Origin of the sequence: Litorivita sp. NS0012-18, from assembly GCF_040371945.1 — a bacterium.
Classification (GTDB): Bacteria; Pseudomonadota; Alphaproteobacteria; order Rhodobacterales; family Rhodobacteraceae; genus Litorivita.
The window spans coordinates 309,232-322,040 of record NZ_BAABWS010000001.1 but is presented as its reverse complement, the minus strand read 5'-3'; the positions used below and the strand labels follow the sequence as shown (position 1 = coordinate 322,040).

Here is a 12,809-nt window from a genome sequence, read left to right as displayed (position 1 = left end):
GGGCAGGCGCGTGCCTAATGGGCGGCCTGTGCGGATTTTTGTGTCCGCAGGGGCGGGTCGAGCGGCAGGCCCGAGGGAACATGCGCCGGAAGGCCCAATTGCAGCTGCGTGCTGGACGGATCGGTCAGGCTGTCCAAAAAGGCGATAAGATCATCCATTTGCCCTTCGGTCAGGCGCATCGGCGCGATTTCCGAGGCGGCGGCGATGCGGATCATTTCCTCCTGATCGGCCTGCGGGGCGAAATCATCGGGCAGGGCGGCAATGTCATGGAGCACGGCTTCATTCGGGTCATAACCGGTCAAAGCGCCAATCGGATCAAGGTGTTGGCGGATCATCGCGCGCAGGCTGTTATAGGCGCCGTTATGGCCGTAGGGGGCGGTCAGCGTCACGTTGCGCAGCGTCGGCGTGCGGAAGCAATAGGCATCCTTTTCCTTGCCGGAGACCGCGAAGCGACCTGTATCGGCGTGGGGCACGGTGCCGTTTTCCTTGCCTGGGCCAAGCGGCGGCAGGCCAATGGCGTGAAAGCTGTGATCGGTTTGCAGCGGGCCGGAATGGCATGAGGCGCAGTCCGCCTCGCCGTAAAACAGGTCCATACCGCGGCGGGTCGCGGCGCTGAGCGCGCGATCATCGCCGTTCAGATAGGCGTCGAAAGGGCTGTTTGTGGCGCGAAATTCAAAGGTGATGTAATCGGCGATGGCGCGGCCGATATCGGTGATATGGATCGGTTCATCGGCGCCGATGACCCAATCAAATCGGGTGCGATAGGCGGGGATCGCCTCGATGCGGGCGGCGAGCATTTGCCACGCGCCGCCAAGCCCGTGAATGCGATCGGCGGCAATGGCGTCGGCGACAGGGTTTTCACCGGGCTGACCGGCCATTTCATCGGGGCTGAGGATCGGCAAGATTGCCTGCGCGGTCAGAACATTGGGCACGGGGCGCTCAAGTCGGCGGCCTTCGGGCATACGGATGCCAAAACGCGCGTCGGGGTCCAGCTCGACACGGCCATCGTGGAACATCGTCGTATATTCGAAAGCGCCAAGATTATAAAGCGCAGGCGCGTTGCGCGGAATGCGCGCATGGGGCTCTTGGCCGTTGATGACGGCCCGTTCGGGGCCAAGACCATGACCGCCTTCGCCGATGGACAGGGACATGCCGTCAGAGGTGCCAAGGTCGGGGTGGTGGCAGGTGACGCAGGCGATGTTGCGATTGCCCGACAGCACCGGATCAAAGAACAGATCACGGCCCAGCAGCACGGAATTGATGTTGAGAGTGGGGAAGTCCGAATGGGTCACCGGCTTCGGTATGTCATTGGCCAGTGAGAGGCTGGCCTGGAGGGACATGATGACGGCGGTGACCCATATTCGCATGGCGATAGTTAACTTCTGTTATCGCCCCTGACACTGCTTATAACAAAGCCAAATGGGGCAGGAAAGTGGCATTGTCCAAAACAGATTGGAGCAAATTTGGAAACGAAGTGCTAATGCCCATAAAAAATAGCGCAATGAGACGATAAAATTTTACGAAAATGCCGTTTTGTCGGACCAGATTTTGCCCGAATTGGGCCTGCTGGGGCCGCTTATAGCGGTGCCGAAGCGCCGTTTCGGACACCACGTCGCGCGATTGCGCCAAAATTCGGGCGCGCTTTATAGCGGGATCGCGGCGCGCTATTGGCTCCAGTCGGGGGCGCGTTTTTCCAAAAAGGCTCGGATGCCCTCATCGGTATCTGCATCGAGCATATTCTCGACCATGACCGCGCCGGTATAGGCATAGGCCTCCTTGGTGGGCAGGGCGGCTTGGGCGTAAAAGGCCTCTTTACCGATCTTGACCGCGGCTTTGAGCTTGCTGGCGACGGTTTGCGCCAGTTCCATCGTCTCGGCTGCGAGGTCTTCGGCAGGCACGGCGCGGTTGATCAACCCGATCTCGATGGCACGGTCGGTCAAGATAAAGGCGCCGGTCGAGAGCATTTCAAACGCCTGTTTGCGCGGCACATTGCGGGTCAGCGCCACCATCGGCGTCGAGCAAAACAGGCCGATGTTGACGCCGTTGACCCCAAACCGCGTGCCTTTCGCGGCCACGGCCATGTCGCAGGTCGCGACCAATTGGCATCCGGCGGCGGTGGCGATGCCGTGGACTTCGGCGATCACCGGTTGGGGCAGGGATTGGATGCGCGCCATAAGCGCCCCGCAGCGGCCGAACAGATCGGCAAAATAGGCCGCGCCCTTATCCTCGGCGCTGCGCCCTGCTTGCATCTCTTTGAGGTCGTGACCGGCGCAGAAGGCTTTGCCATTGCCCGCCAGAATCACTGCGCGGATGCTGTCGTCACCTGCAATGCGGTCAAAACTGTCGTGCAGATCGGCGAGCATCGCATCACTGAGCGCATTGAGCTTTTCAGGGGTGTTGAGCACCAAACGCGCCACTGCGCCCGTGTCGTGACGTTCTACAATTGCCATCTTGTTATCTCCTCCGGTTGCGGGAACTCTAGCAATGCGCACAGAGGGAGGAAAGCATGACAAAAGAGACAAGACCCGTGGTGATGGACGCACAGGCGCTCAAAGCCTTTTTGGTCGAGGTGTTTCCGCAGGTGCATGAAGACTTCGGCATTGACGAGGTTGCACCGATGGAGATCACCGTGCGGCTCAAGACCGCCGAGCGGCACCTGCGCCCAGGAGGAACGGTGTCGGGGCCGTCGATGTTCGGATTGGCCGATGTGGCGGTCTATTTGGGGATTTTGTCGATGATCGGGCCAAAGGCCCTGACCGTGACGACGAATTGCTCGATCGATTTCATGCGCAAACCGGTGGCCAGTGCCGATTTGATCGGCAAGTGCAAGCTGCTCAAGCTTGGCCGCGCTTTGGCGGTTGGCGATGTGCTGTTGTATTCCGAGGGGATGGATGCGCCGGTGGCGCGTGCGACCTTGACCTATTCGATCCCCCCGCGGGATTGAAAACCCCTCCGATTTATGGGGTATTTTGATACCTAATTTGCAAAACATTGTTTTTGCAGGGATAATTTGCACTTTACGCGCTTGACCTGCGCATTGGCGTCTATATAACCCGCCCATCACATTTGAGGTGGGGGGCGACCCTTGCCGCTCCACTAAAACTCAAGGGTAATCCTGCCATGAAAACTTTCTCTGCGACACCGGCAGATATCGACAAGAAATGGATCCTGATCGACGCCGAGGGCGTTGTTTTGGGCCGTCTTGCTTCGATCATCGCCATGCGCCTGCGCGGTAAGCACAAGGCCACGTTCACGCCGCATATGGACATGGGTGACAATGTCATCGTGATCAATGCCGACAAAATCCAGCTGACCGGCAAGAAACGCGCCGAAAAGCAATACTACTGGCACACAGGCCATCCGGGCGGCATCAAGAGCCGCACCGCCGATGACATCCTGACCGGTGCACACCCCGAGCGCGTCGTGACCGCCGCGGTCAAGCGCATGCTGCCGGGCAACCGTCTGAGCCGTAAGGTAATGACCAACCTGCGCGTTTATGCTGGCGCCGAGCACCCCCACGAGGCGCAAGCGCCCGAAGTGCTGGACGTCAAATCCATGAACTCCAAGAACACGCGGAGCTAAGAAATGGCTGATCAAATCAATTCCCTTGAAGAGCTGCAAGGCGCTGTGTCCGAAACTGCAACCTCGGTTGAAGATCTGACCCCGCGCGAGCCGGTGCGCGACGCGCTTGGCCGTGCCTATGCCACCGGCAAACGTAAAGACGCGGTTGCCCGCGTTTGGATCAAGCCGGGCTCCGGCAAGGTCACTGTGAACGGCAAAGAGCAAGACACATATTTTGCCCGCCCCGTTTTGCAAATGATCCTGCGCCAGCCCTTCACCGTTGCCGGTGTTGAAGGCGAGTTCGACGTTGTTGCCACCGTCAAAGGCGGCGGTCTTTCGGGCCAAGCCGGTGCGGTCAAGCACGGCATCTCGAAAGCGTTGCAGCTTTATGAACCCTCCTTGCGTGGCGCGTTGAAAGCCGCTGGCTTCCTGACCCGTGACAGCCGCGTTGTCGAGCGTAAGAAATACGGTAAGCGCAAGGCGCGTCGTAGCTTCCAGTTCTCGAAGCGTTAATCCGGCTACGCCAGAGGCATTTGAAATTCGAAAGGGCTCGCATTTGCGGGCCCTTTTGCGTTGCCGTGCTCATGGCGGGTTTTGCAAACCCTATTTGCACATGCAAAGGGCCGCTCATGGAGCGGCCCTTTCGTCATTGAACACCTTTGGGCCCGAGGGAATCAGACCATTGGCGCTCGCCAACCAAAGCCCGCGCGCGGCGGCGCGGGCTAAATGACTTGGGTTTGCCAGCCCTTAGCCGCCAAAAAGGCCGACTTCAAAGGCCAAGGACAGGGTAAAGGCGCCGTCACCGTCGGTCGCGTCCTCATACACAAACTCGACACCGACGCCATCGGTGATGGTGTAACCAAGGCCGACCTCGCCGTAGTTGTTCGCATCCGAAGTGCCGACCATGCCCCAGACATAGAGCGTGTCGGTGATATCGGTGCTCAGCGAGGCTTCGGCATATGTGTCGCCGGTATCAACGTCGGTCTCGATATAGAAGGTCCCGTCAGTGCCAGGGGCAATTTCGGTGCCAAGCTCAAGGCCGATACCGGTGCTTTGGTAGCCGCCATCCGACAGGAAATACCCGATGGCCGAGACATCGTAGGACACCGCGCCGATTTCGCCGCCATATCCAAGGCTCAACTCATATTCGAAATCATCGGTGGGGTCGTCGTAAAGCGTGCCGACCCAAAGCCCCGCGTGGAAGCCTTGCGTGGCGAACTCGACAAAGGCCTCAACCGTGCTGGAGGTGTGCCCCAATTCATCGTCGAAGCCAAAGTTGACAGCGCCGCCTGCGGTGACTGTCGATTCTGCGGCTGCGGCCATGGGCATCGCGAGGGTGGCGGCAAGAACGGCCGCGGGAAGGAAGGTTTTGTTCATCTCTGTCGTCCCGAAATGTTGTGCGCTTGATGCGCATGTATCGAAAACGCCCTTCGCCCCGTAAAATCGGGGGCTCGGACGCGATTGGGTGGCTGGCAGATGGCTGGCTCTCACCCTCTTTTTTGCTATTTTGGCTGGCAGGTTGTGTCGAGGCGCGATCGTGTTTTGACCGTGCTGCACCTGCCGATGCAAAAAAAAGAGGCAGCCCCGTCTATAGGCTGCCTCGAAACTGTTCTCAATGTGTTTTTTGCGGATCGAACCGCGACGGGGCTAGCCGGCCTTTTGCGGGCGGCGCGCGCTGCGGGCGCGGTCCCATTCGGCTTGGTCCTCGTCACCGCCTGTCTCAACGCGGAAACGTCCGGTGAGCGTGGCGAGGGCTTTGGCATTGTCCGACAGTTTGGTATTGGCGGCCATGGTTTCTTCGAACATCGCGGCGTTGCGCTGCGTGACATGGTCAAGATCCTTGATCGCCGTATTCACATTGGTCAATTCGCTCGATTGGCGTTCGGTCGAAGTGGCGATGGTTTGCATACCTTGCGCAATTTCTTCGACGGCGGTCTTGATTTCGTCGAGGGCTTTGCCCGTGCGTTTGACGAGCTCCACACCGCCGGTAATCTGTTCGGAGGAGGTGTTGATCAAAGCGTCGATCTCGCGCGCCGCATCCGAGGAGCGCGCGGCCAAGGCCCGCACTTCGGTCGCCACGACGGCAAAGCCGCGCCCTGCCTCGCCTGCGCGGGCCGCTTCGACACCGGCGTTCAGGGCGAGAAGGTTGGTTTGGAAGGCGATTTCATCGATGACGGTGATGATTTTGCGCACCTCGGCAGAGGAGGAGACGATTTCATCCATCGCGCCAATGGCTTCGTCCATCACCTCGCCGCCGTGGTGGGCTTTGTCGCGTGCGCCCTCGGTTTGGGTGCGGGCGCGCTCTGCATCGGTGGAGACAACATTGACCAGATCGGTCAACCCGCCCAATGAATTGGCGATGCCGGTCAATGTGTTGGCCTGATGCTCGGTGCGGGTCGCAAGCTCTTCGGCGGCGGTTGCGATCTCGCCCGATTGGGTCTGGATCGATCCGGTTTGATGGGTGACATCGCGCATGACGTGGGCGATGCGCTCGACGGCGGCATTATAGGCCCGCGCGCCGTCTTCGAAGGCCTCAGGCATGTCTTCGGTCAGCCGGACCGTCATATCCCCCTCGGCGAGGCGTTCGAGTTTGGAGATCAATACGCTCACGGCAAAGCGGGTTTCGTCCAAATGGCGTTGACGTTGCGCGGCGTTCTCTGCCTCGGCGGCGCGTGTGGCGGCAGCGCCTTCTTCGGCCGTTTTGCGCGCGCGTTCCGCCTCGTCGCGGGCGGCGGCGGCGGCGGCTGTTGCCGCTTTTGCCTCTTTGAGCGCGTCTTCGGCGCGTGTTTTCTCGGCTTTGGCCTCTTCGAGCGCGGCATTGGCCTTGGCGGCGGCCTCTTCTACCTCTTGCTGGCGGGCCTCGTCGGCCCGTTGCAATCGCACGCGGGTGCGAATGGCAAAGGCCAGCGCAGCGGTTTCTAGCACAACAATAACCGCGTGAAACCCCGTCCGGCCGATATTGAAGAGCAGATCGGTCGTCGGATAGACCATGGCAGGCAGCAAGAAGGTCAGCGCCAAATGATGTACCGCAATGGTGCCTGCAGCGATCAAAAGCGCGCTCAAGCCGGCGGTCATCACAAGCATGGCCAGCACGGCGAAATAGACCATATGCATGTCAAGTTGCATCGGGTGGCCCATCAGCGCGGCATTGAGAACAATCGCCTGTCCGGTCAACGCCTGCGCAACGGCTATGCGCCCTGCGCGTCCTTGCATGCGCAGGCCGATGAGGCCGATCACGCCGAACAAGATCGCGCCGATCAGCGTGATCGTGACATTGCTTTGCACCAGCCAGCCAGCCGCGATCACAGGCACAGCCGACCCGGCCGCGAAGAGGCCGAGAATTCGAACGGCTTGGGTGCGCGACTGCTCGAAATCGCTCATGGGTTTACTCATTATCATAGGTTTACTCCGCAAATTTGGGCAATGAGACGGGCATCGCTTACCCCCCATGCTCCGGCACGTCGCACAGAGGCGATAAAATCGGGGCCGCCGTCGGCCATGGTTGCCATCGGGGCCTGCAGCACGCCGATCGGGCGTCCGCCTGCCGTTTCGACCAGACGCGCGCCATCTGTCCAAGGGCTGTGCAATACCATGACCACCCCCTGCGCGGGTGCAGGTTGGAGCAACAGCATCGCAGGCGCGATCCCGAGAGACAAAACCCAGACAGAGAGGAACAAGACAAACCGCATGGCACCACCTTTGAGCAAGGTAGATGTCATGTGTGGCTTAAGGACGGCTTAAATTTTCAATGCGAGCAGATACAAATATGCAGATGCAGAGACGGTGCCGCGCCTGCAATGAGTGCCGCCCTCAGCTGTCCGGCGCGATCAATCCCAGCCCGCGCAAATAGATGCCGATGCCGCTTTCCAGCAGGTCTTCGGGCGGGAAGGGGCTTTGGCTGCCGGGGCTGTTGCGGGCGAAAAGCTCGACCACACCGTGGGACATCGCCCAGATATGGGCCGAGAACATCGCGGCGGGGGGGCGTTTGTCGGGCGGGATATGTTGGGACAGCTCTTGCGCGGCGCGCTCCATGACGCCGCGCGCGCGGGTGGACGCGGCGGCCAGTTCGGGCGTGCGATTTACCGAGATGCCGCTTTCGAACATCGAGATATAATGGCCGGGGTATTTGCGCGCAAAGGCCAGATAGGCGCGCCCTGTCGCCTCGAAGGCCGCCAGAGCCGAGGGCTGGCCGCTGTCGAAAGCATATTGCATGACATCGGCAAAGATTTCATAGCCTTGCTTGGCGGCCTCGGCGATGAGGTCCTCGCGCCCTTCGAAATGGCGATAGACGGCGGCAGGGGTGACCCCCGCCTGTTTGGCCGCTTCAGAGAGGGTAAATCCGGTCGGCCCTTTGGCCTCGATCAGCCCGAGCGCCGCCTCGACCAAAGCCTGACGCAGATTGCCATGGTGATATCCGCGCTTTTTAGGCATCCCAGATATCGGGCCCCCCGCAAATCTTGGGGTCGAGCGCCGCGAGGGCTTTTTCGTCCTTATGGGCGTAGTCAATGCCCGACAAAAGCAGGCGCAGCGCCGCCAGCCGCGCGCGGCGTTTGTCGTCAGAGCGGATCACATGCCACGGGCTATGCGCCGTATGGGTCCGCGCGAATGTTTCGCGAATGGCGGCGCTGTAGTCCTCCCATTTCTTGAGGCCTTCGACGTCAATCCAGCTCAGCTTCCAATGTTTCAACGGGTCGCTTTCGCGTTCAAGAAAACGGCGCAATTGTTCGGCGCGCCCGACATTGAGCCAGATTTTCACAAGGTGGATGCCCTCATCGACGAGCATCCGTTCGAAATCGGGGGTTTGGTGGAAGAAATGCTCGCGCTGATCGGGGGTGCAAAAGCCGAACACATGTTCGACCACGCCGCGGTTATACCAGCTGCGGTCAAAGGCGACGATTTCGCCGCCCGAGGGCAGATGATCGATATAGCGTTGGAAATACCATTGGGTCATTTCGGTTTCGCTGGGCTTGGACAGGGCAACGACCCGCGCGCCGCGAGGATTAAGATTTTCGCGCAAGCGTTTGATCGTGCCGCCTTTTCCGGCGGCGTCGCGTCCCTCGAACACGATGGCGATACGGGCGCCGCTGTCTTTGGCCCAACTTTGCAACTTCACCATTTCGATTTGCAAAGCTTTCATCTCCGCCTCATAGGCGCGGCGCTTCATGCGTTCGGAATGGGGGTAATCGGGGCTGAGGATATCGTCTTTGTCGCTGCGGCGAATGGCATTGCGGATGGGGTCGGGCGCGCCGGTTTTGTAAAAGGCGCTGATCGCGCCATCAAAGGGCAAATCCATGTGCCTCTCCTTTAAATCTTGGGCCAGTATGGCAAGGGCAAGAGGGATGCGCAATCATGGCGGCGCGGGCTCATTCGCGTTGCGCGGCGCGCTTGGCCGCGCGCTCCACCGCAGCCAGAACTGCCTCTTGCGCGGCGTGGTGGGGCATATGGCCGATGCCGTCCAGTTTTTGCAACCGTGCATTGGGGATTTGCGCGACCAGCTTGTCGGAATGCACTTCGATTGGCACCGTATCATCGGCGGTGCCGTGGATGATTTCGACGGGCACTTGGACCTCGCCATAGCGCGTATGAATCGCCTCGATCTCGTCCAAGATCGCCGCGCGTTGCAAGGCATTGGCGCGCAGGCTGGTGCGGCGCAATGTGAGACCTGCGCCGATATGCTTGCCGTAGCGTGCTGGCGGCTTTTGCGGGGCAAAGATTGCATCGAGTTCGCGCTCGACCCGTGCATCATCGACAAAAGCGGTCAGCAGGGGGATGACGACCGGCCCCACAATCGGATGCGACAGGAATTTGTAATAGGTCGATAGCCCCGTGCTCCACGGATTGGAGGCGGCCGCGACCGGCACAAGCGCACGGATGTTGTCGGGATGGTGCACCGCCCAAGCCAGAGCCACCGCGCCGCCGTAGGATTGCCCTAGAACGATCGGTCTAGTCGCGCCCAATTGCGCAGATGCGGCCTGCAATAGCGCGGCCTGCGCCGCGAGACTGCCGCCCTTGGGACCAATCGGATCGCTATAGCCAAGCCCGGGGCGGTCAAAGACCAGCACGCGGTGGGTTTTGGCCAGTTCTTGGGCAAAGCCTTGGGTGAAATCGCGGGTGTTGCCCGATGCGCCATGGATGAGCACGACCGGCACGCCGTCATCTGGCCCCATCTCGACCACATGCAGCGCGGTGCCGTTGACCTCAAGGATTTGCCCTTCGGGCGGGAAAGCCGCCTGCGCACGCGCCTCGTTTCGGGCGGCGCGCGTCAAGGTGACGGCGCTGACCGCGCCGATCACGGCGGCGAAGATCGCAATGCTATAGGCCAATTTTTTCAATGTCATAAGGGGTGGTTTGATAGATTTCGTTGATCCAGTTGCCATAAAGAAGATGCGCATGGCTGCGCCAGCGGTTGCGCGGTTTTTGCCGTGGATCGCCGTCGGGGTAATAATTCACCGGCACCTCTATGGGTTTGCCCTCGGCGACATCGCGGTCATATTCTTGTTTGATCGTGTCGCTGTCATATTCGAGATGGTTAAAGACATAGAGCGCGCGGTGGCTGGGGTCTTCGACCATACAGGGGCCGACCTCTTTGCTGCCCAAAAGCGTGAACAAACCGCCGACGGCATCGACGTCGTCTTGCAAGATTTCGGTCCAGCGCGAGACAGGGATGATGCAATCGTCGGAAAATCCGCGCAGATAGGGCGAGGCGGGCGAAAGATTGTCATGACGCCAACAGCCCAAGGCCTTGATATCAAGCATATGTTTGGGCACGCCGTGGAAATAATTGATCATCGCCATGCCGCCCCAACACACGCCGATGGTCGAATGCACATGGGTTTGCGTCCATTCGAAGACGTCGCATAGCTCGTCCCAATAGGTCACCTCGCCAAAGGGCAGGTGCTCGATAGGGGCGCCGGTGATGATGAAACCGTCAAATTTCTGGCCCGAGGCGCGAATATCGGAAAAGGCGTGGTAAAAGCTCTCCATATGTTCGGCGGTGGTGTTGCGCGCCTCATGTTCGCTCATGCGGATAAGGGTCAGATCGATCTGCAACGGTGTGGCGCCGATCAGGCGCGCAAACTGGTTCTCGGTCTGGATTTTCTTAGGCATCAGGTTCAACAGCCCGATGCGCAGCGGCCGGATGTCTTGGCGTGCCGCTTGGTCCTCGGTCATGACCGATACGCCTTCGCGCGTGAGCACGTCATAGGCGGGCAGGTCGGCAGGGATTTTGATCGGCATGGGGCGGGGTCCTTGGAAACGTCGCGGGTCTGGGGTGCGAAATCTGGCTGGTCTGTTGATATAGGGCGGCTAGACTGTTCGGTCTAGGGCGGCGGCGATCACCTCTACGACATCGGCCTCGCTTGTCACGCCGCTGATCTCGTCGGCGGTGACGGTCACGCCGCGGCGCGCCATTTTCTCATAGCGCGGCTGGCGGTGCGCCAAGGCCTGCGCATAGGTCCAGCGGATGAAGGCATCGGGATCGACCTCTTCGGGGGCGCAGCCGTTGTTTTGCAGGTATTCGGCCCAAGTGCGATCCAAAAATTCGGGCTGGTAGGACATCGGTTTGGGGGCTTTGTCGAAGCGGCGCACCAATTCGGCGGTATGGGCCTCGCTGCCCTTGATCCAGACCATCAATGCCTCGGATTCCAGCGCGCAAAGCACCGGATCGGCGGGATCGTCCACATCCACCCATTCGCAAATCGACCCGCCGGTGTCACAGACAAAATGCGGATATCCGTACAGCGCATTGGCACGGGTGATAAAGGCGGCCGTGTCAAAAAGCGCTGCGATCTCGGCGCTGCGGAATTGTGCCTGACGGCGGCAATATTCGCCGTAGGGCAGCCCGCCCTTGGCCGGATCACCAGGTTTGCCCAGATAGGAAGAGACCGGCGCGAGATTGTCAAAGGTGATATTGGAGCCGATATAGATCGAATCCGACATCAGCAGATCGCGCAAAAACGGGTTTTTCATCGCCTCGAGCTTGGCGTTATCGGCAATATATTCGCCCATATAGCGGGTGCCGATGCGGTAATCGACGCTGTAATGGAACCACGCGCCGCTGCCGCGCAGGACATTGGACACATGGGTCTTGCCAAGGCCGGACATGCCGAAAAACAGCACTTTTTTATGTTTGGCAGCGCGCCAGTCTTTCGCGGATTTATAGATCATCTTGCGGTCCCTTATCTGCCGCTTTGCTATCGCGCGTTGGCAGGGGGGTCAAACCCTACGCGGGACGCGGGTTATTTGGTGGGGCGATTGTGGCTTGCCGCGCGCAGGTAGCGCAAAATCCGCCCGTCGATGATCAACAGGCCGATGGCCAAAAGCGCAAAGCCGAAATAGGCGTTCGGCGCGAGGCTTTCGCCCAAGATCACTGCGCCGAGCAAGATCGCAATCGGCGCGACCAGAAGCGTGACCAAGAGCAGGTTGCCAACCCCCGCCGAAGCGGCGATGCGGTAGTAGAGCAAATAGGCCCCCGCCGTTGCCAGCACCGCCAGATAAAACAACCCGCCCCAAGTGGCGGCGCTATAGTCGAGGCTGGGCAGGCCCTCGGCCCAAAGCGCAAAAGGGATCATCATCGCGCTGGAGCAGGTGAGCATGCCCGCAGAGGCGATTTGCGGCGGCATTCCGGTCAGCTTCGCCCGCGCCCAAGCGCCCGAAAGACCATACCCGATGGCCGCGCCGATCAAGGCGAGTTGCGCCACAGAGGTGATGTCAAAGGCGTGGATCGCATCCAACCCGATCGCCGTGGCCGCGCCCAGAAACCCGAGGCTGACGCCGATAATCTTGCGCGAGGTCAGGCGCTCGTCGGCGAAAACGATGGCGGCGATGAGGATGCCGAAAACGGCGGTGGTGCTGTTCAAAATGGCGCTCAAGCCTGAGGGGATATGTTGTTGCCCGAAGGTGATGAGGGTGAAGGGCAATGCATTGTTCAAAAACCCCATGACGGCAAATGCCCCCCAAATGCGGACCCCGCGCGGGACTTTGAGCCCGCGCCACAGCACATAGGCCCAAAGCACCAAAGCCGCCCCGCCGACGCGAAAGGCCACGATGGTGACAAAGCCGACTTCGCGCAAAACCACCGCGTTGCACAGGAAAGAGACGCCCCAAATCATCGCAAGCAGCATGAGTTCCGCCCATGCGCGGGGCGAGGCGGTGATTTGCGCGGTCGGGGCGCGGGCGGTGGATTTTGTGCTCATGGGGTCAGTAGTGGGCGCAGCGCGCGGCGAAGGCAATCGCGATCATGCGCCCCG

General features: G+C 60.4%; 14 protein-coding genes. 3 read left to right on the top strand and 11 right to left on the bottom strand.

What is annotated here, in order from left to right:
* Positions 1-14 precede the first annotated feature (14 nt).
* Positions 15-1,340: a cytochrome-c peroxidase gene (locus ABWV64_RS01555; protein WP_353342511.1), complete on the bottom strand. Its 1,326-nt coding sequence runs from the start codon at positions 1,338-1,340 to the stop codon at positions 15-17.
* 324 nt (positions 1,341-1,664) lie between these two features.
* Positions 1,665-2,450 carry an enoyl-CoA hydratase gene (locus ABWV64_RS01550; RefSeq protein WP_353342510.1) on the bottom strand — a complete coding sequence of 262 codons (786 nt, stop codon included), beginning with the start codon at positions 2,448-2,450 and terminating at the stop codon, positions 1,665-1,667.
* A gap of 56 nt (positions 2,451-2,506) precedes the next feature.
* Here ABWV64_RS01550 and ABWV64_RS01545 point away from each other — a divergent pair, with 56 nt between their 5' ends.
* The 3 genes from ABWV64_RS01545 (at position 2,507) to rpsI (ending at position 4,074) form a co-directional block, all read left to right on the top strand.
* Complete coding sequence (locus ABWV64_RS01545) at positions 2,507-2,944, top strand: PaaI family thioesterase (protein WP_353342509.1); 438 nt, start codon at positions 2,507-2,509, stop codon at positions 2,942-2,944.
* 176 nt (positions 2,945-3,120) lie between these two features.
* A complete protein-coding gene (gene rplM, locus ABWV64_RS01540) occupies positions 3,121-3,582 on the top strand; it encodes a 50S ribosomal protein L13 (protein WP_353342508.1) in 462 nt (153 codons plus the stop codon).
* Between the two features lie 3 nt (positions 3,583-3,585).
* Positions 3,586-4,074 (top strand): 30S ribosomal protein S9, encoded by a 489-nt coding sequence (rpsI, locus tag ABWV64_RS01535; protein WP_353342507.1) that lies wholly within the window; start codon positions 3,586-3,588, stop codon positions 4,072-4,074.
* A 234-nt stretch (positions 4,075-4,308) separates the two neighbouring features.
* Here rpsI and ABWV64_RS01530 read toward each other — a convergent pair whose 3' ends face one another.
* The 9 genes from ABWV64_RS01530 to ABWV64_RS01490 all read right to left on the bottom strand — a co-directional run bounded on the left by ABWV64_RS01530 (position 4,309) and on the right by ABWV64_RS01490 (position 12,755).
* A complete protein-coding gene (locus ABWV64_RS01530; protein ID WP_353342506.1) occupies positions 4,309-4,938 on the bottom strand; it encodes a hypothetical protein in 630 nt (209 codons plus the stop codon).
* 270 nt (positions 4,939-5,208) lie between these two features.
* Complete coding sequence (locus tag ABWV64_RS01525) at positions 5,209-6,942, bottom strand: methyl-accepting chemotaxis protein (protein ID WP_353342505.1); 1,734 nt, start codon at positions 6,940-6,942, stop codon at positions 5,209-5,211.
* A 14-nt stretch (positions 6,943-6,956) separates the two neighbouring features.
* Positions 6,957-7,280, bottom strand: a complete 324-nt coding sequence (locus ABWV64_RS01520) for a hypothetical protein (protein WP_353342504.1) — start codon at positions 7,278-7,280, stop codon at positions 6,957-6,959.
* 91 nt (positions 7,281-7,371) lie between these two features.
* Positions 7,372-7,992, bottom strand: coding sequence for a TetR/AcrR family transcriptional regulator (locus tag ABWV64_RS01515; protein ID WP_353342503.1), 621 nt, complete (start codon positions 7,990-7,992; stop codon positions 7,372-7,374).
* Positions 7,985-8,854, bottom strand: a complete 870-nt coding sequence (gene ppk2 / locus ABWV64_RS01510; protein WP_353342502.1) for a polyphosphate kinase 2 — start codon at positions 8,852-8,854, stop codon at positions 7,985-7,987. Before ppk2 ends, ABWV64_RS01515 begins: the two co-directional genes overlap by 8 nt.
* 70 nt (positions 8,855-8,924) lie before the next feature.
* The gene (locus tag ABWV64_RS01505; protein WP_353342501.1) at positions 8,925-9,899 is read right to left on the bottom strand and encodes an alpha/beta fold hydrolase; all 975 of its coding nucleotides are present in this window, start codon (positions 9,897-9,899) and stop codon (positions 8,925-8,927) included.
* Positions 9,874-10,797, bottom strand: coding sequence for a homoserine O-succinyltransferase (locus ABWV64_RS01500; protein ID WP_353342499.1), 924 nt, complete (start codon positions 10,795-10,797; stop codon positions 9,874-9,876). The genes ABWV64_RS01505 and ABWV64_RS01500 overlap by 26 nt, the downstream gene beginning before the upstream one ends.
* A gap of 69 nt (positions 10,798-10,866) precedes the next feature.
* Positions 10,867-11,727, bottom strand: coding sequence for an ATPase (locus ABWV64_RS01495; RefSeq protein WP_353342498.1), 861 nt, complete (start codon positions 11,725-11,727; stop codon positions 10,867-10,869).
* A gap of 71 nt (positions 11,728-11,798) precedes the next feature.
* On the bottom strand, positions 11,799-12,755 hold the full coding sequence (locus ABWV64_RS01490; RefSeq protein ID WP_353342497.1) for a DMT family transporter: 957 nt from the start codon (positions 12,753-12,755) through the stop codon (positions 11,799-11,801).
* Between the last annotated feature and the right edge of the window lie 54 nt (positions 12,756-12,809).